This is a genomic window from Desulfonatronovibrio magnus, assembly GCF_000934755.1.
Taxonomy (GTDB): domain Bacteria; phylum Desulfobacterota; class Desulfovibrionia; order Desulfovibrionales; family Desulfonatronovibrionaceae; genus Desulfonatronovibrio; species Desulfonatronovibrio magnus.
The window spans coordinates 123,268-147,416 of the sequence record NZ_KN882176.1; the positions used below are offsets into that span (position 1 = coordinate 123,268).

The 24,149-nt window shown below is 43.9% G+C and carries 22 protein-coding genes; 19 read left to right on the forward strand and 3 right to left on the reverse strand.

What is annotated here, in order from left to right; translation table 11 throughout:
- Nucleotides 1–54 precede the first annotated feature (54 nt).
- The 4 genes from LZ23_RS15925 to LZ23_RS15940 all read left to right on the forward strand — a co-directional run bounded on the left by LZ23_RS15925 (nt 55) and on the right by LZ23_RS15940 (nt 4,332).
- Entirely contained in the window at nt 55–1,074 is a 1,020-nt protein-coding gene (locus tag LZ23_RS15925) for a TRAP transporter substrate-binding protein (RefSeq protein WP_232300519.1), read from the forward strand.
- Nucleotides 1,075–1,142: 68 nt separating this feature from the next.
- Entirely contained in the window at nt 1,143–1,652 is a 510-nt protein-coding gene (locus tag LZ23_RS15930) for a TRAP transporter small permease (RefSeq protein WP_045215766.1), read from the forward strand.
- A gap of 47 nt (nt 1,653–1,699) precedes the next feature.
- Entirely contained in the window at nt 1,700–2,947 is a 1,248-nt protein-coding gene (locus LZ23_RS15935; RefSeq protein WP_232300522.1) for a TRAP transporter large permease, read from the forward strand.
- A gap of 20 nt (nt 2,948–2,967) precedes the next feature.
- On the forward strand, nt 2,968–4,332 hold the full coding sequence (locus LZ23_RS15940; protein WP_045215769.1) for an amidase: 1,365 nt from the start codon (nt 2,968–2,970) through the stop codon (nt 4,330–4,332).
- Between the two features lie 137 nt (nt 4,333–4,469).
- Here the strand turns inward: LZ23_RS15940 and LZ23_RS25585 are convergent, their stop codons facing one another.
- Nucleotides 4,470–4,619, reverse strand: a complete 150-nt coding sequence (locus tag LZ23_RS25585; protein ID WP_198146022.1) for a zinc ribbon domain-containing protein — start codon at nt 4,617–4,619, stop codon at nt 4,470–4,472.
- A 341-nt stretch (nt 4,620–4,960) separates the two neighbouring features.
- On the opposite strand from LZ23_RS25585, the gene LZ23_RS24215 reads away from it, so the two are divergent.
- From LZ23_RS24215 to LZ23_RS15955, 4 genes are all read left to right on the forward strand, one after another.
- Entirely contained in the window at nt 4,961–5,101 is a 141-nt protein-coding gene (locus LZ23_RS24215) for a hypothetical protein (RefSeq protein WP_157493275.1), read from the forward strand.
- A 734-nt stretch (nt 5,102–5,835) separates the two neighbouring features.
- Nucleotides 5,836–6,450: a hypothetical protein gene (locus tag LZ23_RS15945; RefSeq protein ID WP_045215771.1), complete on the forward strand. Its 615-nt coding sequence runs from the start codon at nt 5,836–5,838 to the stop codon at nt 6,448–6,450.
- Between the two features lie 53 nt (nt 6,451–6,503).
- Nucleotides 6,504–6,800, forward strand: a complete 297-nt coding sequence (locus LZ23_RS15950; protein WP_435050744.1) for a transposase — start codon at nt 6,504–6,506, stop codon at nt 6,798–6,800.
- Between the two features lie 292 nt (nt 6,801–7,092).
- The gene (locus tag LZ23_RS15955) at nt 7,093–8,286 is read left to right on the forward strand and encodes a YbfB/YjiJ family MFS transporter (RefSeq protein WP_052507444.1); all 1,194 of its coding nucleotides are present in this window, start codon (nt 7,093–7,095) and stop codon (nt 8,284–8,286) included.
- Between the two features lie 158 nt (nt 8,287–8,444).
- On the opposite strand, the gene LZ23_RS15960 is transcribed toward LZ23_RS15955, so the two are convergent.
- Nucleotides 8,445–8,720, reverse strand: coding sequence for a hypothetical protein (locus tag LZ23_RS15960; RefSeq protein ID WP_045215773.1), 276 nt, complete (start codon nt 8,718–8,720; stop codon nt 8,445–8,447).
- A 771-nt stretch (nt 8,721–9,491) separates the two neighbouring features.
- Between LZ23_RS15960 and LZ23_RS15970 the strand changes: the two genes are divergently transcribed.
- Together LZ23_RS15970 and LZ23_RS15975 are read left to right on the forward strand one after the other, a co-directional pair.
- Nucleotides 9,492–9,935 (forward strand): hypothetical protein, encoded by a 444-nt coding sequence (locus LZ23_RS15970; protein ID WP_045215776.1) that lies wholly within the window; start codon nt 9,492–9,494, stop codon nt 9,933–9,935.
- Between the two features lie 392 nt (nt 9,936–10,327).
- Entirely contained in the window at nt 10,328–11,299 is a 972-nt protein-coding gene (locus LZ23_RS15975) for an aldo/keto reductase (protein ID WP_232300520.1), read from the forward strand.
- A gap of 128 nt (nt 11,300–11,427) precedes the next feature.
- Here the strand turns inward: LZ23_RS15975 and rbp are convergent, their stop codons facing one another.
- Nucleotides 11,428–11,682, reverse strand: a complete 255-nt coding sequence (rbp, locus tag LZ23_RS15980) for an RNA-binding regulator (RefSeq protein WP_045215777.1) — start codon at nt 11,680–11,682, stop codon at nt 11,428–11,430.
- Between the two features lie 666 nt (nt 11,683–12,348).
- On the opposite strand from rbp, the gene LZ23_RS15990 reads away from it, so the two are divergent.
- From LZ23_RS15990 to LZ23_RS16035, 9 genes are all read left to right on the forward strand, one after another.
- Nucleotides 12,349–14,163 (forward strand): two-component system sensor histidine kinase NtrB, encoded by a 1,815-nt coding sequence (locus LZ23_RS15990; RefSeq protein ID WP_045215781.1) that lies wholly within the window; start codon nt 12,349–12,351, stop codon nt 14,161–14,163.
- A 27-nt stretch (nt 14,164–14,190) separates the two neighbouring features.
- Nucleotides 14,191–14,424, forward strand: coding sequence for a DUF4258 domain-containing protein (locus LZ23_RS15995; protein WP_269745190.1), 234 nt, complete (start codon nt 14,191–14,193; stop codon nt 14,422–14,424).
- A gap of 10 nt (nt 14,425–14,434) precedes the next feature.
- Nucleotides 14,435–14,677: a DUF2283 domain-containing protein gene (locus LZ23_RS16000; RefSeq protein ID WP_045215785.1), complete on the forward strand. Its 243-nt coding sequence runs from the start codon at nt 14,435–14,437 to the stop codon at nt 14,675–14,677.
- A 725-nt stretch (nt 14,678–15,402) separates the two neighbouring features.
- Nucleotides 15,403–16,755, forward strand: coding sequence for an AAA family ATPase (locus tag LZ23_RS16005; protein ID WP_198146023.1), 1,353 nt, complete (start codon nt 15,403–15,405; stop codon nt 16,753–16,755).
- On the forward strand, nt 16,742–17,377 hold the full coding sequence (locus LZ23_RS16010) for an RloB family protein (RefSeq protein WP_045215787.1): 636 nt from the start codon (nt 16,742–16,744) through the stop codon (nt 17,375–17,377). Before LZ23_RS16005 ends, LZ23_RS16010 begins: the two co-directional genes overlap by 14 nt.
- On the forward strand, nt 17,374–17,523 hold the full coding sequence (locus LZ23_RS24220; RefSeq protein WP_157493276.1) for a hypothetical protein: 150 nt from the start codon (nt 17,374–17,376) through the stop codon (nt 17,521–17,523). The genes LZ23_RS16010 and LZ23_RS24220 overlap by 4 nt, the downstream gene beginning before the upstream one ends.
- A gap of 904 nt (nt 17,524–18,427) precedes the next feature.
- Nucleotides 18,428–18,901: an HIRAN domain-containing protein gene (locus LZ23_RS22845; protein ID WP_052507446.1), complete on the forward strand. Its 474-nt coding sequence runs from the start codon at nt 18,428–18,430 to the stop codon at nt 18,899–18,901.
- 118 nt (nt 18,902–19,019) lie between these two features.
- Nucleotides 19,020–22,541, forward strand: a complete 3,522-nt coding sequence (locus tag LZ23_RS16030; protein ID WP_084591105.1) for an AAA domain-containing protein — start codon at nt 19,020–19,022, stop codon at nt 22,539–22,541.
- Entirely contained in the window at nt 22,538–24,136 is a 1,599-nt protein-coding gene (locus LZ23_RS16035) for a coiled-coil domain-containing protein (protein ID WP_045215801.1), read from the forward strand. The genes LZ23_RS16030 and LZ23_RS16035 overlap by 4 nt, the downstream gene beginning before the upstream one ends.
- Nucleotides 24,137–24,149 lie beyond the last annotated feature (13 nt).

Sequence of the window (24,149 nt, forward strand, 5' to 3'; positions counted from 1 at the left end):
GCTTTTAAATATGGAAACATTTAAACACATTCCAACCATCCAGGAGGACTTAAAATGAAAATGTTCAAAATCTCTGCCATCGCTATTGCTTGCATGCTTGTTTTTGGCATGACCACGCTGCAGCCGCAGGAGGCGTCTGCTAAAAAAATTGTGATCAGGCTTGCCCACCCCAATGTCCCTCAACACCCCATGGGGGAAGGCTTTGCATATTTTAAAGAGTTAGTGGAAAGACGCAGTGAGGGACGTATTGAAGTAATCCACTATCATAGCAGCCAGTTTGGAAATTTTGACAGTGTAGTACAGGGGCTTCAGACCGGCATGCTCCAGATGGGCTCTGCTTCTACGCCAAATCTGGCACCTTTTTCAGACGCTTTTCTAATTTTTGATATGCCTTTTATTATACCAAGCTATGAAGCCAGCGACTTGATCACTGACGGCCCAATAGGACGTCAGGCCACCTCTGCTTTGGAAGGTACTGGTATTTTTGGTTTGGGATATATTGAAATTGGTTTTCGCCATCTTTTTAATGGCAGACGTGCAATTCAAAGTCTGGACGATGTTCAAAATCTCCGGATTCGTTCTACTGCCAGCAGAGCACATATATCTACCTTGAATCATCTTGGCGCCAATCCCACCCCCATTTCCTGGGGTGAGGTCTTCACCGCACTGCAGCAGGGTACTGTAGATGGTATCGATATTGATTTAAACTTAGCCTGGTTCAATAACTTTCACGAAGTACAAGATAATCTGACGCTGGTTGGCAGTTTTTATAGCCCGCATCTGGTTATGATTTCCGAAATTTTTTATAAAAGCCTCAGCCCTGCAGATCAGATGTTGATTACTGAAGCCTTTACTGAAATGAAACTATTTCAGCGCGCTAAGATCCGCAGTAATGAAGAAATGATTCTTGAGGAGATGCGCAAGAAGGGCGTAGAGATTGTCAGGCTCGATCCAGAAGAACGTGCACGCTTCCAAGAGGCTACCCAGGCAGTTATTGCTGAGTTTGAAGAACGTGTAGGCAAGGATCTTATCGAACAAGCTCGAGAAACAGTCAGGGAGTATGAATCTCAGTAAAAGTATCAGGAAAGTAAGTGCGGGCAGCCTTCTGCCCGCACAAAAAATCATTCATGAGGACCACATAAATGCGTAAATTTTTTAATTTTTTTAATCGTATTGAAGAGATTCTATCTTCCCTGTTTCTTGGCGGAATGATTTTGATAATAGCAATACAGGTTTTCAATCGATATGTACTGCAAAGCTCTTTGTCCTGGTCAGAAGAATTGGGGCGGTATCTTTTCATATGGGCGGTATTTATTGGTTGTAGCTATGCGTCCTTAGAAGACAGGCACCTGGCTGTCACGGTATTAAGAAATTACGTAAGGCCTCGAATAAAAATCTTAATTATTGGACTATCATGTTTATTGACTATCTTTTTTTGTATTTTTTGCGCTTATTATGGTATTAAAATGTTGTCTTTGCTAAATGCTACTGGCCAGCAAGCTCAGACCATGGATATTAAAATTTACTATGCTTACCTGTCTATCCCTGTTGGATTCATATTGATGGCTTTACGGAACGTCCAATTGATATGGAAATTATTCAAAGGGACGCATCCTGTTTTTTTAAAAGACACAGACGCTGGAACGATCTAAAAATTGTTAACGGAGTAATTTAGATGGATATATCTATAGTGTACGTCATGGTCTCGCTCTTTATTTTCCTGCTCCTTAGCTTACCTATCGGGGTAGCCATCGGCTTGAGTGTGCTCATAGGTATATGGACAGGCAATATATCATACGCGTTTATAATCCAGAAACTTTTTACTTCCTTAGACAATTTTCCAATCCTGGCAGTGCCTTTTTTTATTATGGCTGGGGAAATTATGATGAAGGGCGGTATGGCCCAGAGACTATTGGACCTCTCTCGTTGTCTAGTTGGACACATAACTGGAGGACTGGCACAGGTTACAGTACTTACAAGCATGTTTTTCGGCGCTTTGAGTGGATCCGCTCCTGCTACTACTGCCGCTGTTGGCGGCATCATGATTCCTTCCATGAAAAAAGAAGGGTATGATCTGCCTTTTGCTACTTCAGTAAGTACCGCTGCTGGATGTGTAGGTGTAATGATTCCTCCCAGTGTGCCCTTAATTATATATGGTACAACTGCAGGAGTTTCAGTTGGATCTCTCTTTATTGCGGGCATTATCCCCGGCATCTTTGTTGGCTTAGTCTTAATGCTGACATCCTATATATTGGCCAAGCGTAAAGGATATACAGGGGCAGGGCAATGTTTTGACATTAAAAAGCTACCCCAGGCACTTTTAAAATCTATCCATGCACTCCTGGTTCCAGTTATCATCCTTGGTGGTATTTATGGTGGAATTTTCACTCCCACTGAGGCCGGTGCTGTTGCCGTGGTCTACGCGCTTTTTATGGAGGGTCTGATTGTACGCTCATTAAGTTTAAAAATATGTTGGGATATTCTACGTAAAACTGCGTTAACTACTGCTTCAATTTTTTTGGTTGTTGCCACAGCAACCGCATTGGGTCAGATTTTTCTGTTCCATAATGTGCCTGACTTGATGGTAGAATTCTTAATTGGAATTTCTGAAAATAAGTATGTAGTGATACTCATTATTATCGTATTTCTGTTAGTTATGGGAACTTTTATGGATGCTTTGGCCAATATCCTTATCTTGACTCCTTTGTTGCTGCCGGTTGTTAAGCATTTTGGGATGGATCCCATCCACTTTGGTATAGTTATGATTGTAACTATTTCCATGGGCTTTATTACACCTCCGGTAGGCGTAAACCTTTTCGTGGGCTGTGGTATCAGTAAAATTTCCATAGAGCGATTAAGTTTTGCAATGCTGCCCTTTCTAATTGCTATGCTCATAGCACTTTTATTTTTGATATTTATTCCTTATTTGAGCTTGGCTCTGCTATAGATGAGATGAGATAAAAGGTCATGTCCACTCTGCTGAGCAATGAGATATTAATGTATGGTTTAAAAGGTTTTGCTAAGCGCCTGCGCTCTGGTGAAACTACCGCTTTGCACGTAACTGAGTCATGCTTGACCCGTATCGAAGCCCTGAATCCCAAGCTCGACGCATTTGTCCATATTGCATCTGAGCAGGCCTTAGAGACAGCTCGAGCAATAGATTCGCTACTTGCTGCAGGCGTTGACCTTGGCCCCCTCATGGGTGTGCCTGTCGCTGTAAAGGACATCATTGCGGTTCAGGGCATGCCCACCCGTGCCGGATCATGCATAGATATCGCTGACCTGATCGGCCAGGAAGGCAGGTTCATAAAGACCCTGAAAAGTAAAGGCTGTATAATTCTCGGAAAAACCCGAACCATTGAATTTGCTGCAGGAGGACAAAATACCACACACCCAACTCCCTGGAACCCTTGCGACCTGGACGTACACCTAACTCCAGGGGGCTCGAGCAGCGGCTCGGCAGTAGCCATGGCCGCAGGGCTTTGCGGTTTGGCCCTGGGCTCGGATACCGGAGGCTCCGTGCGCGCTCCGGCGGCCCTTTGTGGCGTCTTCGGCCTCAAGACTACCTGGGGACTCTGGCCACTGGACGGCATCTTTCCATTATGCCCCAGCATGGATTCCATCGGTCTGCTCTCTGCTACTGCTACCGACGCTGCCTGTTTCTTTTCAGCCTTAGACTCAAGCGAGTCCTTAAAAATCCCAGATATCCGTGGCCTTAGATTTGGCGTGCCAGAAAACCATTTCTTCGATGACTTAGACCCCATGGTGCAGAAAACCGTGGAAAATGCCCTTCAGCAAATCCAGGACAAGGGGGCAATACTAATTCCCATTGATCTGCCAGAAGCCCCTGAGGTTAAGGATATCTTTGCTAAGATGGTCTCCTCTGACCTCCTGGCCAGCATCGGAGAAGAACGCTATCTACGGGAACGTGAAAATATAGATCCTGTGGCTGTCGGAAGGCTGGATATGGCCAGGGAGACTAAGGCTGCAGAGTACATTACGCTGGCCCGACGCTATGAGGAACTGGGGGAACTCGGCACGAAGCGACTCCATGGACTGGATGGGTTTCTTTGTCCAACAACTCCTTTGCTGCCTCAACCGCTCAGCCAATGTCTCACTCCTGAAACTGCCGGTGCTTTTACTGCACGTTCATTACATAATACAAGACCTGGCAATGCTTACAACCTGTGTGCGGCAACACTGCCACTGCAAAGTGGCAGCCTGCCTGTAGGCTTACAGGTGCACTGCTCCCCTGGAAAAGAACGAAGATTGCTGGAAATCTGCATGGCTTTCGAGAAAATTCTGGATCGTCCACAAACTTGTTCATTTTGAAAGACAGTTCTATTTGATGACTATTTGACACTAAAGGACATGAATTGACAGATATAAGGCTTCTCAAAACGGCATGACTGCTCTCGGTAATAAATTACCGAGCACCCAAGCAGCTTACGCTGTTAACGTGTCCAGCCCTACACGCAAAATATTTTTAGCTGCGGCGCCCCTCTGTGTAGCCTGCATCCACAAGAATAAACGTGAGTACTGGTAGATAAAGTTTTCTTAACTCTATTTCCACAGTCAGGACATGTCCGTGATGTATAATGAGACGGAATTGAGATCACGGTTTTTCTTGCCAGGAAAACCTGACTTATATGCGCCGCACCATGACCAGACCTATATTTGCTTCACCCCCCCTGCTTCATAAGAGGGTGCTGTATCAATTTAGTTGACACCCAGATCAAGAGCTCTAGTATCCGGTTAAAAGTTCAATAAACACGTCATATTCAGGCATGGCTGTGGTTTTGCCAAGACAGACGAACTTGGTGGACATGTTCCAAAAAATGGACCTGAGAAGGTGACCTCTGGACTCAAAATTTGTCAAAAATGTGATAGAGCCTTATACCCTCTGTGCCAATGAGTGAGACACCGACCATTTGAGAGTTTACGAAAGATTGGTGTAAAAATGGATATAGTAAAGATGAGGATTACGGCTATTTTTCTGGAATGGTCCATCCCCCTGAATTTTGAAGACTACCTGCCTCCCGGAGGTGCTGATCCAGGGGCCATGCTTTGGGTCAGGCATACTATCCATACGCCAAAATGATCGCCTATGACTCTGAGGGGAAAAGCCTTGGGCCATTCTGGGATGGACCAGAAAACTATGGAAAGCCAAAATGATGCGTGAAAAAGGCTGGAGTTACTGTGGACAAATGATTCAATTGTTGCAGAGTCTTGATTACTCAATCACATTGAAAAAGTGTTTGGGTCAGAGGAATAATCAGAATTTTTAGCTTATGCTAATTGTGAAGACTGGTAAAAGAAAGCTTGACAATTCAGGCAGTTTTGGACTTCTCTCAGTGAATGCACGTAGTCTTCATTTCAGGCTCTGATTACATAGCATTTTTTTCTTGACTCGAATTAATGCCATGCTTTAAGTCATGTGAAGCATTTCACTCTTAAAATTTCTCCCTTTAACAAAAAATGAGCAGTGAATGAAAGAAAACTGTCCTGCACAAATAATTCAACTGGATACTTGGTTTTTAAGCCCGGTGCAGGCATAAAATGTGGACCGAACATCCAGGGTTGAATATTCACGCCCATCTCCCGCCTACAGGTTGGGGATGGGCTTTTTTTATCTCATGATACGCTGGATCACAGAATAGAAAAGAGTATAGCTACCCATTTTTTCTTGTCGAGTAATTTGATCTTACGACTTCCATTTATCTTCTTTCTGAATATCAAACGTGGTATAGCTTTATTTGTTTCTATGCTTTGATGTTAATATGTGATTTATTCTATGCTGACCTTTTCATTAATTTTTTGCTCCTGGAGGTTGAAATGAAATTTTTACGAAATGTTATTTTTGCTGTTTTTTTCATTCTCTATGCTTCGTCCTCTTATGCATATCTTATTCAAGACTTTTCATCCTGGTATAATCAGGATCAATCTTTTACTCATTCAGGGTCAAGTACGACAGTAAGTGCAAATTACGATGTACACTTAGGTAACAGATTTGACGGCGTGCCTATAGGCATGCTCAGCAAAATTACAGTAAATGATTTTTCTCGAGCAGGAGCTGCTGGAATAGGCATGACCTTAGGCGAAATTGACGGTAGAGAAGTTGTCGTAAATATTGGTTTAAGTGCTGCTGAGTATTATTCAGAAATATACTATCAAATCAGACTAAAAGAAGGCAACAATTTAGAAGATGTTGCTTATGGCAGATTTGGCGGAGATAACGAACCTGTAGTAGGAAATGAATTCCATGTGGGGATGGCTCGCTTTGGGGGTGAGATATGGATGTTAGTGGATGGGTATTCTCTGGTTAAGTGGTCTCCCTTGTCACAAATGAATCATATTCCAACTAATACATGGCTCTGGGCGTGGGGTAACGAGGCTATTGAAGGTCAAATAAACGCAACATTCAGTGATGTATTTATTATAAATCCATAGTCTATATGATTGTTAGACTGCTTTCTTATTGAATATAAAGTTTAACTCAGTTTATAATCAACTATAGCTGTAACAGTCATTTTATCAAGCATGCAGAGAAGCAAATTGAGGAAGAGCCCCTGCTAAAGCCCATGCAAAAGGCCTTGGATACTTTCAAAGAGCAAAGGGATAAAATAGCCAGACGCTGGGCATCAAATCATACAAACGCCAGGCTTGAGGGTTTAAACAGTCTTTTTCAGTCAGCCAAATCCAGAGCAAGAGGCTATAGAAATGTGAAAACCTTTATTTCAATGATTTACATGATTGGAGCTCCAATCCAGGAGCTGCTCAAAGATGCAATAAAAGCATAGCCAAAGTTACATTGGTTCTGACTGAATTCCACATGAAACGTCGAAGAGCCATATTGTTGAGAGGGCTGGAGGAAGCAATCTCAGGATGATCAGCTATGGCTAATACTCGATACGTAACAAGTAAAAGATTAAATACTGCGGCGGATAAGGCTCGGCAGCATGTCCTGATAATTTTTGATTATACCAGGAATTATTTTTGAAACATAGAATAAAATGCTAATCCGTAACAATATAATCATTGGTTTTTAATTTTCATTTGTAGTTTAGTTCCTTCCAGGGTAACATGTAATTCATGGCAACCAGGATGACTAAACATGGATACTCCCTTAGAAATCAGGATGTTGACGCCCTGAAAATTCTGGCAGGGGGAATACTGGGTATGGTAGTAGCCATGGGTATCGGGAGGTTTGCTTATACCCCTATTCTGCCTCTCATGCTGCGCGATCTGGAAATGACCAATACCCTGGGTGGCTTGCTGGCCAGCTTGAATTACCTCGGATATCTTATAGGTGCTGTAATCTGCACCATCAATCCCCGGATTATCAGTTCTCGAAACATTGCAGGTGTAGCCCTGCTGCTCAGTCTCGCTACAACGATTTTCATGGGCACGACTACCTCTCATGTCTGGTGGGGGGCTATGCGTTTTTGCGGTGGTATATCCAGTGCAATATTGTTTATAGTTATTTCTTCTCAAGTTGCCGAAGCCCTTGTCAGGCGCAGCTATGGACATTGGATGGGCGCACTGTACGGGGGCGTTGGGTCAGGAATAGCTATCAGCGGGCTCATTGTTCCTCAGTTAGACAAGGTCGGAGGATGGAGTTCTGCGTGGACGGGAATGGGTATTATTGCCATAATTTTTGCTTTGCTGGGTATTGCTCTGGGGTGGAAAAGCATTCAAGCAAAGGTAAGCACATCTGCTCTGCCCAGAGCGTCTGCCGGGCTGGGTAAAATCAGAATTTTGGCAGCTGCCTATTTTTTTGAGGGTCTGGGTTATATTGTAACCGCTACTTTTATCGTGACTGTCATTGCCGCAACTCCTGGACTGGAGACTCTGGCTCCTTACACATGGGTTGTAGTAGGTATTTCCGCCATTCCTTCGACAATTATCTGGACTCATCTGGCGTATCGTATGGGCAACAGAAAGACACTCCTGGCAGCCTATGCTCTACAGGCCGCAGGCATTCTAATAAGTGTTCGGGCTGAGTCGTCAGCGGAAGTACTGTTTGCTGCAGTTACCTTTGGAGGAACATTTCTGGGAATTGTGGCAGTGACTCTGGCCGAAGGCAAGTTAAGGATGGGCAGGGAGGGGGGGCGCTCGGTTGCCATTTTAACAGCCAGTTTCAGCGTGGGACAGATGATTGGGCCAGTGATAGCCGGAAGACTGGCAGACTGGCAGGGGGGGTTTGATCTGCCCCTGCTGCTTGCAGCCATGAGTGTTATTCTGGGAGGAGTGCTGATTACCGTGGATCGTAACTTTTCAACTTAAAAAAACCTGGTAATAGTTTCGCACTTTGAATGTGGCATGGAACAGGCTTTAACTGGACCCACTTGCCTCAAAAATAACATGTATAAAACATCGATAATTGCTCAAGTGGGGCCGGGAGTGCCTGTCCCATGCGTTACTTGTAAGGGATCAACTGTAAATTATAAAGTAATCAGATGGTCCAGCAGGGCCTGCCTTTCAGCGTCGGTCAGGGCATTTCCAAACGCACCTTTGCCTTCCATTCTTTCCACAGTATTTTTCCATCCATCAAGGTCATGTCCAGCTCTTTCAATGCGTCCGGCTCCATGACAGGTGGTACAGCGCTGTTCCAGTACAGTTGAGCCGTCAGCAGCCTGAATTTGTTTAGTACTGACTGTGGAGAGCATTAATCCTGCAAGCATGGAGAAGATGATTGTTGCAAAAAATAGTTTTTTCATAATTTGTTCCTTATGAGATTAGAGGTTAAAAAAAAATGTAAGCACCTGCCATCTCAGGAATGTTCAACAGTGCCAGTATATTCGAAGTGGTGGTAATAAGGTACTGACAAGGTATCAATATGGCATGGTTGTGACTAAAAAGTGTTTCTAATAATTTCAATTATTGCACAGCCTTTGATTAATGGCAAGCAAATTTAAAAAAATGATATCTGATATCAGTTTGACTTGTGATATTTGCAAGCTCCTCACCCGGGGGTGCCGGGACCGAGCCTGTGAGTAACTGTCTTTAAAGTGGAGCCTGCATCCTGCAGGCTATTTAATTCCAGGCGGCTGGAAGCCGCCTCCACCTTGAAGAACAGTCCCATATCTGGAAATTGGGACAGTCCCCGCGAGGTACTATAAAACAGATTGATGCTCCATTTGTTCTGGAAGAAATTTGGTTCAATGGAAAAGTTTACACAGCGAGGGACAGTCCCTCTGCCAAGAGCAAAGTTCCCATCTTTGACGAAATTTTCAGGCAAATGTACGTCAATCATAAGCAAAAATCGAAAAATATGAAAATTGTAAACGTCTGATTTTATTAGCAAAACTATTTCAGTTACTTGTAAGCTGAACAGCACTGGTCAAGGGTGAAAAGGGCTGAATCGGCGTTCTTGTCAAAAATATCCATTCCATGTAAGTAGGGTTTATGGGAAGGATAGGTATTAAATGAAATATGTTGAAATTTTATAATCAAATCTGGATTAACAATCGTAAGTAAAGGAGCTGATCATGAGAAAAGTTGTTTCAATTTGCCTGGTAACATGTTTTTGCCTGTTTTTTTTCAATAGCCTTGTAAGCGCAGAAGAAAAAAAGGCCGAGACTGAGGCTCAGGAGCCACTTGAGAGCTTGTCAGGCATCTGGTCTTCACCACAAAAAGACTTTAACTACTACTTCAGTGTGACCCAGAATGGCAATCAGCTTATTGTCATGGGCTTTGATCTGGCAGGATGGGATCGGAACTGGAGCTGGGAGGCATGGTCTGGGACCATTGACGGCAGACAGGCTGTAATACAGACTATACCAGAGTACAGTATAGTTGATGCTCAATTGAGTATTGATTTTTATGACAGTCACCATGGCACTGCGCATGTTGACAGTTGTCTGCCAAGATATAACATGTCTTGGTGTGAAATCAGAAAAGGGCAGGAGTACGAGCTTAAGAGGATTTTTTAGCCTGTGTGTAAGAATCTGCAGTAAGTAAATCCCCCAGGCTTCTGTCAGCGGTAAACTCGGCATTTCGCAACTGCAATTTCTAAGCGCCTCACCCTGGCGGCCCGGGACCGAACCCGCGAGTAACTTGAAATAGCCTTAGCGCGCGATTGCTTCGCTTTGCACGCAACAAGGATTGCCGAGCTCGCCCCAGTTGAATGGCTGCGTCTGCACTGCGTGTATTCAACGTGGTAAAAGACTCCCTCGCAATGACACCTGAGCTGCCAGGGATGTAGTTGCGCAAAACCTGTCACCCACGAGGCAGCCTAAGCGACAGAAGCAATCTTTAAGGTAAAGCCATAATGTCTTGATTTTATTGTTAATACAATTCCAGCTGCATGTAATAAGGAGGAGCTATGAAGTATACGATGAATAGAAGAAAATTTATGCATACCACTGCGGGCGTTGCTGCCGGGCTTGGGGTCGCAGGACTGAGCTCCATTGTTGATGCATCCAGGATTATGGCAGCAGGAGGTACTCCTGATCATGCCCCAAAAAGAAGGCTCGGTAAAACAGGACATGATGTCTCCCTCTTCAGTCTTGGTGGAGAATCGACAGTTCAAATGACGAGCAAAGCTGACCAGGCAGTGGAAATTATTGACAGAGCTCTTGATCTCGGCGTCAACTACATAGATACAGCACCTTCTTATGGAGCAGGTGGGAGTGAAACAAATATTGGCCTGGTCATGTCGCGACGCAGAAATCAGGTTTTCCTCGCCAGCAAAACCCATGATCGAACGTATGATGGAACCATGCGGCTTATTGAACAGAGTCTGGATCGGCTGCAGACTGACTATCTTGATCTTTATCAGGTACATAACATAAGGACCCATGATGATATCCAGCGTGCATTAAGCAGGAATGGAGCAGTTGAGGCCATGGAAAAGCTGAGGTCCCAGGGAGTGATAAGACATATAGGAATTACTGGCCACCGAAACTCTGAAGCACTTTTGTATGGCATTAACAATTATGATTTTGATACAATACTAATGGCCCTTAATGCCGGGGATATTTTTTATGATCCGTTTCAGGGTGATTTGTTAAACAGGGCCTTGGAAAAGAGAATGGGCATAATTGCCATGAAGATCACTGCTGTAAACAATATTTTTCGAACAAACGGGGTGACAACTATGGATGAGGCTCTGGGATATGCCTTAAGTTTTCCAGTAAGTACAGCCATAGTGGGAATAACAAGTGTCGATCAGGTGGATGAAAATGTACGGGTGGCAAGGGAGTTCAGACCCATGACTCAAAGCAAACTTGCCAGTATTGAAGGAAAGGTTAAACACTACAATGAGCAGGTCAACTTTTTCAAACGCAGTTGGTAGCAGTTCAGTAACTTGAAAGCTGGCTGAGCAGGCATGAGCATGAGTTAGAAAGGTTGTTCGCGGAATAAAAATAAAAAAACCCACCCCGCATTGCGGAGTGGGTTTTTGTTTTGTCAGTAAAGATATCTTTAGTATCTGGATTCTCTTCTGGGTTTGGCAATATTTACTTTAATACTGCGGCCATCGAGTTCCTGTCCATTAAGATTTTCGATAGCTGCATCAGCACCATCTTCCATTTCAACAAAGCCAAATCCACGAGAACGCCCGGTTTCCCGGTCCTGGATTATATTGGCTGAATTAACTTCGCCATGCTGAGAAAAAAGGTCTTTAAGCTGGGTTTCAGTTGTGCTCCATGGCAGATTGCCTACATACAGATTGGTCATAAAAAAAAACTCCTGAAAAATAAAATAAATAGATAGTTGCCGATCTTTGGCTGATGCACTCCAGCCTTGCACTTCAAATCGACAAAGTAAATGCCTTGTATACATCTTTTTTAAGAAAGGAAAGCATTATTTTGGCTAAAAATGATTTTTTTAAAAAAAAGTTTTTTTGCCAATATCGTGTACAATGTTTAACTTGAGGGTAAAAAAGTTATCAGCTAATTGTTAACAGGCGCGTATTGGAAATTTCAAACCAGCATGTTGTTTCATTTTCAAAGAAAGCCAGGAGCTTTTGCCTACGGAACACACGGAAGGTCGTATAAAATACAAGAAGATGTTAATAGTGAATTGTTAAAGAACTTGAGAGTTAAAAGTTATCAGTTAATAGTTATTAGTTGAAGAAAAAAACATTATGATTTCAAATGGTTAGGCTTAAAAAACGTCTGGATATCTAAAGCTTGTAAAATGGCAGTAAATACAAGGGGCTGCACAAGAACTTTTGACTGTCCAGTTAAAGAACAAAAGACTGAATTCACTGCCTTACCCTGATAACAGATAACAAATAACAGACAAAAAACAAATGGCTCATTTTTTGGGATAGGCTTTTCCTGCATGAGCCGTTACCATACCCCATGCAAAGCGCTAAACAGATACTACTGGAACACTGACTTGAAAATAGGAATACAGAAAAAATATACAGGCAGCTTCATGTTTTTGACTTTGGGGTTACTGGTGTTGGCTGCAGGGCTGATTTTCCTGACCTGGCAGAGTCTCAGGCAGCAGCAGGAACATGTGCGTGATCAGATGGAGGTTACTGGCAGAGCCATAATCAGAAGCGTGGAAGCAAATCTTCATAGAGGTGTTTTTCGGAGCATGGCGCACAGAAGGTGGGATACGGAAGCTGATCCATCCCAATTGACCAGGGAGGTTCTTGAAGAACTGGTAGAAGAAGGAGACGTAGTTTTCTTAGACATTTCAGGTCCTGCGGGTCGCATGTTCATTGCCCGGGATGAAGCATCTCCTGATGAGTTTGCCTTGAGTGATGAAATGACTGCTGCTGCATCCACCGGTCTATGGAGCTCTCAGGATGTTTTTATGGGGCGGGATGTTTTTATCATGGGCATACCCGGTACAAGGCCGGAAATATTGCACAGAGGCCGCCATATGATGAGCAGTAGCGATGATTCAGGGGCAGGCACTGTAATCTTTATTGCTTTGGATATGGCCAGGCATAATGAAGTTTATGCAGGATTCAAGCGCGGTCTTATTATTCAAAGCGTTGTTACGCTTTTTGCTGTATTTTTGATCTGGGTGCTGCTCATTGCCTATTTGAAGAAAAGAGGGCAGCGCCAGCAATATGATGAGCTAAAGACCTTTCATTCCAGACTGTTGGATAATATGCCTGACGGTCTGCTCAGTGTTTCAGGTGATGGCATAGTACAGGCAGCCAATCCTGCTGCAAGAGATTTACTTTGTGTTCAGGGCGAACTGGTGGGCAGTCACATTGATATGGATCTGCTTCCTGAGAAAAGCCAGACATTGAGCCCTGGCTGGAGCCAGGTGGATCTCAAAGGCAAGGCTCTGGAGATCTTGTCTGTTCCCATCAGTGATGATGATAATTCCTTAATGCTTGTGAGAGACAGGACCAGAATCAGAGAGCTTGAAAAGGATCTTGAGCATGCCCGGGACCTGGCTACTCTTGGCAGGTTTGCAGCCGGTCTGGCCCATGAAATCAGAAACCCCTTAAGTTCCCTGCGCGGCTTTGCCCAGTATTTTCAACAAAAATTTGCACAGAACGAACCAGCTCAGTCATACGCCCGGACCATGGTCAGGGAATCGGATAGACTTAACAGAGTGGTTACTGACCTGCTTTATCTTGCCCGGCCAAGGTCTTTAGAATTACGTGATATTAGTCTGGAAGAAATGATGCTTGAGATTGAAAGGCTTTTACAGCTGGATCTGAAAGAACATGGGTGTGAGCTCCACCTGCAACTGGATCAGGATAAGGTCCTGGCAGATGGGGATCTCTTGAAACAGGCTCTGATCAACCTTGTGCTGAACAGTCTGGATGCTATTGACGGTAAATCCGGGCAGATAACTATCAGTTCCGAGTTAACACAAAACCATGAGTTCAGTAATAAAGAAAATTTGCAATGGGGGCAGACAGAATTTGACCAGGACGCACTGCTGCATAAGTCTGAAGATACAAAACAGGATAGTCCTTTAAATGTCGTTTCTCAAAGCGCAATGAAAGGCTTACAGGGCAGGGCAGGGGGTGTGGTGAAAATTACGGTTCAGGATAATGGATGTGGAATGGATGAAAATACTAAGGCCAGAGCCTTAGAGCCCTTTTTTTCCAGCAAGGGTAAAGGAACAGGTTTGGGCTTGGCCATTGTGCATAGAATTGTCAGAGATCATAAAGGAAGCATAACAATTGATTCAGAACCGGGGAAGGGTACACGGGTTAGTTTGTTTTTGGGTTGATCACAATTTCGGTCCCGGTCCGCTCGGGTGAGGAGTTTACAAATCCAGATCACTTATCATGCTCGGAAGCGTATGGCTGAACGCAGGAACAGCGAGGAATTACTTAAAGACATTATTGAAACAGGACAGACCCGTTATAAAGATGAGACACGCCTGTGGATTTTCAAGCACATTGAAGGGCGTGATGACAACCTTATTTGTGCAGCTGTAGTTCTTGAAAAGAAACTTGTGATCAAAACAATTATGCACCATTTTCAGTGAAAGTAAACCGATGAAGGTAATTTATGAAGAACGCGATGACATTCTGGTTATTCGGCTATCAAACAAGACTATTGTAAAAGAATCTTCTCAGGACTGGGATACCCATATCAGTTACGCAGAAGACTGCTCTATTGTTGAAGTGGTAGTCCTTGATGCTTCCAAAAAAGGTGCATGGCCTTTCGAACTTAATAACGCTGCAAAGCAGTCCACTTGTCAACTCTATTTCCAAGGCCATATGATATCCTTAAAATAAGCGAGGACGCCGGTCTGGTCCATATGGTGAGCAATACGGCAGCCGGTCATAATTTTATCTGCAACTGCTGCAGTTGCTGCTGCGGGGTTTTAAGAGGGGTGAACCAGTTCGGCGGCGGAGCCAAAGCCGTGAATTCAAATTATTATATAGTGTTTATACTCATCAACTGTGATTTCACAGTCGTTTAGAATTTTGCCAGAGCGAGGGGGCGGGCCACAGCAAGTGCCTGGTATCAAATACTTAATTGTCAATTTTGCCCTTTGAAAGAGTCCTGTATCGCTTTTTTTGGAGCCAAAAAGAGTTTTTTTTCAGCCCCAGTGTACTGAAAGAAGGTACTCGGGGCAGGTGCGAAATAACACCCCAGTGAACCCCCCTGCGGGTGCTAATGGCTGAGCAATTTCACACGGCAGGGAAACTGGCAGATAAGGCTTCCGCCGCAGGGCGGGGCTGGATTAGTGGGGATTGGCGGACAGAGAAGAAGAGTTAGGTCCGCTAATTTGCGCTAATCTGCGCGAATAAGAATGAAGAGGGATTAAATATCTGCTTTGCTGATCGCAAAGACAGATAACTTCACCGCAAGGCGGGGTTGAATTTACATTGTGCTGTGTCGTTGGCGGACCTCTTATAATGGGATCTTGATTTTGCTTGCATAAGATCTATTCTCATATTATTTAAAAGGCATATTTTCTTTTTTTTCTCTAAAAATGCATTTAAAAGGCAAAAATATGCTTATTGAATTTACTGTGGAAAATTTTCTTTCCTTCAAAGATTCCAGCACACTGAATATGGTTGCTGGAGCACTCAGGGAGCACCCCGCTCACACCTTCAGTTACCGGCCAACACGGGCATCCAGGTACAGGCCTGTCAGCCTGCTCAAGTCAGCCGCAATTTATGGAGCCAACGCCGGCGGAAAATCCAACCTGATTAAAGCCATTGACCATATGCGGCGCATGGTCATGCACTCATCCAAGGAAAGTCAGGCAGGCGAACCTTTTCCTCACTTCCCTTTTCTTTTGAATCCCAGGACCTCAGCAGAACCTAGTACAGTGGAGGTCGTGTTTGTCCAGGACAATATCAGGTACAGATACGGATTTTCAGCTGACAGTGAGGGGGTTGACCTTGAATGGCTGTTTTCCGCACCCAGGGGGCGCGAAGCCAAACTGTTCATCCGCAGGAAGGACAAATTTGAATTTGGCAAAGGGATGACCAGGGTTTCCGGTCTGGAAGAGAAAACACGTGAGAACGCCTTGTTTATTTCAGTGGCTGCTCAGTTCAATCAGCCCGAGGCCAGAAAAATACTGCAGTGGTTTTCCAGCCTGCAAGTGGTTACTGATGATACCCAAAATATCTTTCGCCGTTCAATGGCCATCCTGGATCATGCCTTGGAACGAAAAAGGCTTGTGGAATTCATCAGGCTGGCTGATCACTCAATTTCTGAATTAGAGATTGATGAGGCCGACTATCCGCTTTCAGACCTGTCCGAGGGAATCAGTGAAGCTGTTTCAAAGGATTTGGAGAAAATCGGCAAAAAGGGGGATATGATCAGACTTAAAAAACCAGTTTCTCATCATTACAGTTATAGCGATGAAGGGGCGAGAGTTGGCCTGGAAAAATTTGAGCTGGCTATGGAGTCCAAAGGAACCAAAAGAATTTTTGATCTTGCCGGGTTGATCTTTTTCGCCGTTGATAATGGAAGTGCCCTGATCATAGATGAACTGGAATGCAGTCTCCATCCCAGATTGACAAGATTGATCATCAAGTTGTTTCATTCAGAACAGACCAACCCCAGAAATGCCCAGTTGATTTTCGCCACCCATGACCAGACTCTTTTCAGTCGCAAATTTTTTCGCAGAGATCAGCTCTGGATGGTCAGTAAAAACGAGTTGGAAAGCTCTGAGCTTTATTCTTTGTCTGATTTCCGGGTCAGGCCGGATTCTTCCTATGACAAGGATTATATGCTGGGTAAGTATGGGGCTGTACCGGTGCTGAACGAGCCTGTGACCGCTTTCGGCGCAAGGGATAAGGATACTGAAAAAGGCAAGGCTCAGGAAAAGGACCGGGTAAATGGCCAAGGGTGACAAATTAAGAAAAGAAGCCTGGCTGAAAAAGAGGAACTCTTTAAAGAGAAAAACAGCTTTCAGAGGCAAGCCTTTCAGAAGAATCCTTATAGTTTGTGAGGGAGAGAAGACAGAGCCCAATTATTTTCAACGATTCAGGGTGACCTCAGCTGTCATTGAAATTGTGGGCAAAGGATACAACACCCTGTCTCTGGTCAAGGAGGCTGTCAGATTGAAAGAGCTGGCTCGGGCAAATGATGAGCCCTATGATCAGGTCTGGTGTGTTTTTGACAGGGATTCTTTTCCAAACCACAATGTGGACAATGCCTGGCATTTAGCCCGGAAAATGAAGCTCAAGACCGCATTGTCCAATGAAGCTTTTGAACTTTGGTTTCTTTTGCATTTCGACTATATCAACTCAGCCCATACCAGACAGGAATACCAGGATATGTTGTCTGACAGGCTCGGACACAAATATGAAAAAAATGATGCAAGGATATACGAAAAGTTACTTCAAAGGCAAAAACAGGCCATAGAAAATGCTGGGAAGCTTATGAGCCAGTATACTCATAGGCAGCCTTCCCAGGACAACCCCTGCACAGAGGTCCATGAACTGGTGATGGAACTAAACAGGCAGAAATGAACCGGATGGTCGATCATCACACAAATGAACCGCAAACCCCTTCACCTACTTTTTTAAAGGACGTGCTGCGCTGCCCACCTGAGCAAAGCACGAGAAAGAAAGAAAAGAATATTGCCCACGAAACACTCAAAAAAACACCCCAGTGAAACCCAGTGAAATTCGCTACGCTGAGACTTCGTCTATTTCACAAGGCGGGCACCCCACAGGGGACCCCGGTTTCACGGGGCAGGCGAAAGAAGAAATAAGAAAGAAAAAGAAGAAGAGATTTGTCCACGAAACACTCGAAATATCACGAAAAGAAGAAAGAAGAAAAGGATACATTATCTGCCATGTAAAACCCCAGTGAAATCCCTGCGGGTGCTCATGGCTGAGCAATTTCACAGGGCAGGGAAACTGGCAGATAAGGCTTCGCCGCAAAGCGGGGGAAGAATTTATTTTGCATGTTCAGCGTGTTTAGTGTTCAGAGTTCTCGTACCAGCAGGGTGGCCCCCACAATATCCGTATCAACTATGCCGCTTTTCCTGAAGGCATAGAGCTTTGAAGTGGTCCTCTGGGGCAGGCACTTTTTCCACATCTAAGCCTGTAGCGAATGAAAGAACAAGAGGTTGATAAATTGCTTTCGCTGGACCAAGGCTGGTGCTGAGGATATTGAAATTGTTAACTACCACTATGAGGTGACTCATGCGTAATATACATCCTGTAACGCCTGGCGAGTTATTGAAAAAGGATTACTCGTCGTTCAGTCCCGGCCCGCCCGGCTCAAAAGTTCCAAGTAATTGGCATTCATCTCTATACACCCCTATATCCTTTTAAAACAACCTTAATGGTTGTTGACACGCCCTGATTAATAAGCTAATTTTAAAATTTTTGCTAAGCTAACCGTTCCAAGCTCAGTATACAAATGAATCACTGTTTCCACACCCTTACAATATCAATTTCATAATGGAACTGTCCTTTGCAGAATCATGCTTATGGCAATATTATAATGCTTCTACCTAACCAGCCTTGACCTTATTTTCAGAAAGGGCACGCGGGTCTGATGCTTGCCTGATGAAAAAAACGCAGTACTCTCAATGTCCACTGCTTGCTCAATGGGGAGATTATGAAAAGACGCGGTTTTATCAGCATTCTCAGCACTATTTTGGGGTCACTGGTATTTGGAGGGAAAATTCCGAAGGTAAAAAATCCAGGGTTGTTCCCAAGCCTGTGTCCCTGTTCAAATGCCATGTGGCAGGATTTCAGTACTATCAGGGGCTGATGTTTTTTTCGCACCTCAACCTTGGTGTGCAATTGAGGTTGCTGCGAGAGCCTAATAACCATCACGACAGCAAAGCCATTGCCGTATTCACCTCAAACGGCCATAAACTTGGCTATATATCCAAAACTCACAACCCGCTTCCTGCAAATCTCATGGATAATGGACACATACTCACAGCCAGCCTGAGGTCAGCTTCATCAGATATGGGGGATTATAGCTGCTTGGATATGGGAGTTTTTGTGAGTGGTGGTAGGCAGGGGGTGTGATTTTTCGGGGGTTATGGTTTAATTTTGTAGTCAGGATAATGTAATTGCGAAACAGCTTGTTTCGCAATGCGAAGCAGCTTGCTTTTGAAAAAGTTGATAATCATTAAACACATTGAGAATGCTAAATATCGAACAATCCAATCAGCCTGCTGAAGATCTTTCCAGAGTTGTTCAAAGGCACTTAGAGTCAGCAAGGTATCCCCTTACTTCACGTCAGCTTACAAGAAGGATCCGTTCAGAGTATAGTTGTCCTGAGTATAGAGTTATTCGCGAGTTGAGAAATCTCCTAAAGTCCGGAGAAGTTCTGCAGCACAATGGAAAGTGGCTGGTCAATACTGATGATAAGCCTAAAGACGGTCTGCTGTACGTTAAGGAATCAAAACCTGTAATACCCAGACCGAATGTTTCACTTGAAACTGCTGAATTAATCTGGGGTTTTGACCCGACTGTAGAAAATAGGTTATCTGAAGAGCAAGATAGAATTCCAAGAAACTGGACTTATTTTCGTAAGCTGCTTTCATATTACCGTGAATGCGTCCGGAATGAAGAAGGCAGCAAGGCCATGGCGTTTTGCAACCAGCTTGGAAAAACTTTTTTGTTTCTTCATAAGACCAGCAACTGGATGCCTAAATCAGGTACGACCTGGCAGACATTCATTCCTCTTGGCCCACATCTGTCCGAATTTGTAAATTCATTGCCCAGGGAAGGTGATGATACATCTCTGGTGCTAGGTTACCCTGTTTCAGCGTTTTACAAAGAAGAAACACTTGGACCATCTGTGTCCGGCCTGATGCCTGTATTTTTTTACTCAGTGGAATTTTCACTAAAAGACAAAGGTTTAGTTGTACACATATCAAAACCAGTACCGGAAGTTAATCTTAAATGGCTTGAATATGCCTTTTCCAAAAAAAATGATAGTCAAAACAACTTTTTTTCAGCATGCGGATTCATCAGATCAGGCAATGCAGAAAAAACAAATCCTGCGCTTGATAGACATGAATCATCTCCCAGTCTGGAGAATCTGGTCGCAACTTTAAACACTTTTCTGCCTCGTAAAATTATCGAACCTTTAAATACATTCCTGGTTCCATCTGAACCAATAAAAGAACCTTTCAAGAATGGCATATACAATAGAGCAGTTATCATGCTGGCCAAAAAAACCAGGTATAGCGCCAGACTGCTTCAAGAACTGAATGCAATTGCATCTGCTTCAGATAATGAGTTAGATAGAACAGCTTTAAGACATGTTTTTTTTGATGCTGCATTGCCAGATACTGAAAGCCAGGAGACTAACCAAGATCAGGCTGATGAAGAAATTGTTGCTGATGTTTTCACCTTTAATCCTGCTCAGCGCCGGGCGGTTGCTTCTCTTCTCACTGATCAATTGACCGTTATTACTGGTCCACCGGGAACGGGTAAGAGCCAGGTTGTTGCAGGCTGTACTATAAATGCTTTATTTAATGACAAAAGTGTTCTTTTTTCCAGCAGAAACCATAAGGCCATTGATGCTGTGGTTCACCGTCTGACAGATTCTCAGGGAAATCCGTTAATAGTTCGAGCCAATTCCAAAGAAGACCCCAACCTACGCTTCACCTTTTCCAAAGCAATCAGAAATATGCTGGTAAGTCAGTCTAATCCCTTAGTAAGGGAAGAAATGGACAAAGCAAAAATTTATTTGAAGAAACGACTTTCAGAAAGGGGAAAGTCAGCCTTAGAAGCTCGTCATATTGCGCATTGTGCATCTCTGCTGGGGGAAATCGAAGAAAAAATGTCCTACCTGAAAACAGAAATGGATCAGGAATTGACTGTTTTTCTTGATAGTTATCCAGAGGATTTTCCCAATGATCTGGTACAGCAAATGAGCAAAAAGATTTCGTCTGCTTCTCCAACCAGTTCAATCCAGGATGAAGCCTGCAAGATTATTGGGGGTCGATTTGCAAAAATTAAATTTCTGTATGCATATTTTAAAATTCGCTTTGCCCTGAAAGCACTCCCAGGAATACCGAAGTTGCCTTTTTTACCTACCCAAAAAGCCAGATTCCTCCTTAATAAGGCAATGCCAGAACTTTCCAGGGCTTCAGAATATTCCGGAATGAAACAGGAAGCCCAGTCTATAGAAAAAGATATCAAAAACCTGCCTCCTTTAGAGAGAATTGTTCAAAGCTTAGCTGAAACCACAAAGCATCTTGAAGGTCGCTTAGAGGCCATGAAAACTCTGGATATTCAAAGCAGGCAGGGGCTTCCTGATGGTCTTGACAGTACAACTCTCGCTGGACTCCGGTCTGGCCTAAACTCATTATTTACAGGATTGCAGGACGGCAAGGTTGACAGAACAGTCCAAAAGACATTGCTACAGGAGGCTCCCGGAATACTAAAAGCATTTCCGGCATGGGCAGTAACCAGTTTGTCGATAGGTTCCAGAATACCCCTTCTGCCTGGCTTGTTTGATCTGGCCCTGATTGATGAAGCCAGCCAATCTGATATTCCCTCAGCTATTCCAGTCCTTTTCAGAGCCAAAAGAGCAGGTGTTATTGGCGATCCTCTTCAACTGACACATGTATCAAATCTCAGCCTTTCAAAGGATGCCATGCTCTGGAAAAAAATTGAGAATTCAGAGATTGAAGACTTTCGTTTCTCATACTCCCAGCACTCACTTTATGATCTTTGTGCCAGTGTGCGTGGAATTGATCCGATTTTGCTAAATATCACCTACCGCGGCTCTGAAGCTATAGCACAGTATTCCAATCATCTATTTTACGGGGGCAACCTGCAGGTTGGTACTGATCCAGAGGGACTTAATCCGCCCAGTGGAGTGAAGCCCGGCATCCACTGGACAGAACTTTCAGGTGATATTGCAAGTGCTGGTGGAAGTGGCTGCTATTGCACAGGGGAGATTGAGGGAGTCGTTAAAGTTGTCAGGAATATGCTTGAACAGAATAACTTTAAAGGAAGCATTGGAGTTGTGACACCGTTCAGGCAGCAGGCCAACAGAATTCAAGATGCACTTTTTGATGGTGGAGTAAATTACACAGCTTTGAATAACGCAAAAGTGATTGTACAGACTGCCCATGGTTTTCAAGGAGATGAGCGAGACGTCATAATTTTCAGCCTGTGTGCTGGGCCTGATATGCCTCAAGGATCTCGGGCATTTCTGCGGGAGACAGGCTTTCTTTTTAATGTAGCTGTGAGCAGAGCTCGGGCAGTGCTGCATGTTATCGGCAACAAAAAATGGGCTTCAAGCTGCGGTATATCACATATCCAGAAACTGGCAGATGATCCTAAAAAGATTCTGCCTCAGCCTCATACTACCCCTTGGGCTCCACACGAATCTCCCTGGGAAAAAGTTCTTTTTGAAGCTCTTGTAGATGCAGGACTTGATCCCAGGCCCCAGTTTCCAGTCAGGAATCGCCGTCTGGACATTGCTCTGATTCGCAGCGGAGATCCGGGATTAAAGCTGGATATTGAAGTGGATGGTGACTGTCACCGTAATCCAGATGGATCAAGGAAGTATGATGATACCTGGCGTGATATACAGCTTCAGGGGTTGGGATGGAAGGTAATCCGTTTCTGGACTTACCAGCTGCGTGAAAATCTTCATTCCTGTGTTGATGATGTTGTAAAAATATGGGAGGGGAAATGAGCATAAATGAATCTGATGAAAATAAAAGGCCGAATGATAATAAGGGTATGTCAGCACTTGATCATTCTTTTCCTCCTTTATGGCTTCTGGGTGGAGCAATTTTCGTAGTTTCCTTGTTGGTGGTTATCATGGGCTGGAAAGTAATCAGCCTGGAAAAGGAACTTGAGATAGTGGAGCAGAAAAAACTTTTTCTTGAGAAAGAGTTAGATCAGCATGATTCATTATTGAGAGAACTACCAGGATTACGGCAACAACATTCTGAAATAAAACAAGATATTGCCATTTCTTCCGGAGAGCTGGAAACCATTATGGTCAGTCTCAATAATGCTGAAGTTAGGCTTGATGAAGCCAGAGCTGAGTATAACTCTGCACGTGCTGGGACTGAAGTTTTCGAACAGAGAGAAAAAGCCTTTAGGGAGAGTGTGGTCGAATTGCGGACCAGACAAGAAGAATTGTACCCAGTTGTGCGTCAGCTTGAAAGGCAGGAGGAAGGGCTTCGCTCCACACTGGATATATTAAACACTCAGCGTGATAGATTGAGTGCTGAAAATTCTGACCTTCAAAGTGAAAACAACCAGCTCGAAGCAACCCTCAATGGATTACGGGTTCAAATAGAAGTCCAGAAAGAAACACTGGCTTCTCTGACAAGAGAGCAAGAAGGTCTTACAGCGCTTGCTAATGACTTTCAGGTAATATTCGAAAAGTTTGAGCAAGCTGAATCCAAAGCAGAACGTATCTTTAGCAACCTTGATACAGAAACCGGCAATTTAGCTAAGGCTGTTACTTCTGTTCAGGATGGCTCATCCAACCTGGGTGGCGCAATTCAGGATGTTGAAAACCATGCGAGCAAATTTCAGGAATTAAATGAAGCAATCCTGGCTGAAAAAAATTCTCTCAGTCAGACAGTAAGCAACATGTCAAGTGAAATTGAAAGTTTATCTGCAATTTCTGAGACACTGAATTCTTCTGTTGCCACGGTATCCCAGGCTGGAGAGGATCTTCAGAGTGCAACGCAAGGTCTCTCTCCAATAAGTGAGCAAATGGAGTCTATTGTTAGCATATTACAAACTCGTGATAATGAATTGGAGCAAGGGATAGCCAAAATAAATGTAAAAGTACAACAGCTTACCGATATAAATCAGGAAGCCAGGGAATTGCTGACAGTCATTGAACAAGGCGGGCAAAATGCAGAGTCTGCAGCTCAGAGCCTGCAGCTTGCTTCAGAAAATGCCAGCAAGACCATCGAAGAAATTCAATATTCAGGAAATACCCTGGCAGAGCAGACAACAGGTTTGGGTGAAATATACCAAGATTTTAGATCAAAAGTTTTATTTTTTGAATCCTTTGAAGAAGAAGCAAGCAAGATAATAAATGATCTCGAAGAGCTTGAACAAGCTGTTAAGGCTACACTTAAGCCGATTGACGAACATGGGAAAAATTTTGCGGACAGGGTGACCAGACTCCAAAGTGGCCTGGAATCATTGTCGAGTAACTTGGAAAAACTACAGCAGCACATTGATATACTGGGCCAAGCTGCAGAATCTGCCGCTACAATGACAGCTAAAGAAGACCCAACCCCTTTAAACCAGGAATAGTAACACGGAGATA

Bases quoted from the DNA above. Each gene is read 5' to 3' on its own strand.
- LZ23_RS15975 (WP_232300520.1), top strand. From the start codon at position 10,328: ATGAAGTATACGATGAATAGAAGAAAATTTATGCATACCACTGCGGGC.
- rbp (WP_045215777.1), bottom strand. From the start codon at position 11,682: ATGACCAATCTGTATGTAGGCAATCTGCCATGGAGCACAACTGAAACC.
- LZ23_RS15935 (WP_232300522.1), top strand. From the start codon at position 1,700: ATGGTCTCGCTCTTTATTTTCCTGCTCCTTAGCTTACCTATCGGGGTA.
- LZ23_RS15925 (WP_232300519.1), top strand. From the start codon at position 55: ATGAAAATGTTCAAAATCTCTGCCATCGCTATTGCTTGCATGCTTGTT.
- LZ23_RS15930 (WP_045215766.1), top strand. From the start codon at position 1,143: ATGCGTAAATTTTTTAATTTTTTTAATCGTATTGAAGAGATTCTATCT.
- LZ23_RS15940 (WP_045215769.1), top strand. From the start codon at position 2,968: ATGTCCACTCTGCTGAGCAATGAGATATTAATGTATGGTTTAAAAGGT.
- LZ23_RS24220 (WP_157493276.1), top strand. From the start codon at position 17,374: ATGAACCGGATGGTCGATCATCACACAAATGAACCGCAAACCCCTTCA.
- LZ23_RS16030 (WP_084591105.1), top strand. From the start codon at position 19,020: ATGCTAAATATCGAACAATCCAATCAGCCTGCTGAAGATCTTTCCAGA.
- LZ23_RS16035 (WP_045215801.1), top strand. From the start codon at position 22,538: ATGAGCATAAATGAATCTGATGAAAATAAAAGGCCGAATGATAATAAG.
- LZ23_RS15955 (WP_052507444.1), top strand. From the start codon at position 7,093: ATGGCAACCAGGATGACTAAACATGGATACTCCCTTAGAAATCAGGAT.
- LZ23_RS22845 (WP_052507446.1), top strand. From the start codon at position 18,428: ATGAAAAAAACGCAGTACTCTCAATGTCCACTGCTTGCTCAATGGGGA.
- LZ23_RS24215 (WP_157493275.1), top strand. From the start codon at position 4,961: ATGGATATAGTAAAGATGAGGATTACGGCTATTTTTCTGGAATGGTCC.
- LZ23_RS16010 (WP_045215787.1), top strand. From the start codon at position 16,742: ATGGCCAAGGGTGACAAATTAAGAAAAGAAGCCTGGCTGAAAAAGAGG.
- LZ23_RS15945 (WP_045215771.1), top strand. From the start codon at position 5,836: ATGAAATTTTTACGAAATGTTATTTTTGCTGTTTTTTTCATTCTCTAT.
- LZ23_RS15960 (WP_045215773.1), bottom strand. From the start codon at position 8,720: ATGAAAAAACTATTTTTTGCAACAATCATCTTCTCCATGCTTGCAGGA.
- LZ23_RS16005 (WP_198146023.1), top strand. From the start codon at position 15,403: ATGCTTATTGAATTTACTGTGGAAAATTTTCTTTCCTTCAAAGATTCC.
- LZ23_RS16000 (WP_045215785.1), top strand. From the start codon at position 14,435: ATGAAGGTAATTTATGAAGAACGCGATGACATTCTGGTTATTCGGCTA.
- LZ23_RS15970 (WP_045215776.1), top strand. From the start codon at position 9,492: ATGAGAAAAGTTGTTTCAATTTGCCTGGTAACATGTTTTTGCCTGTTT.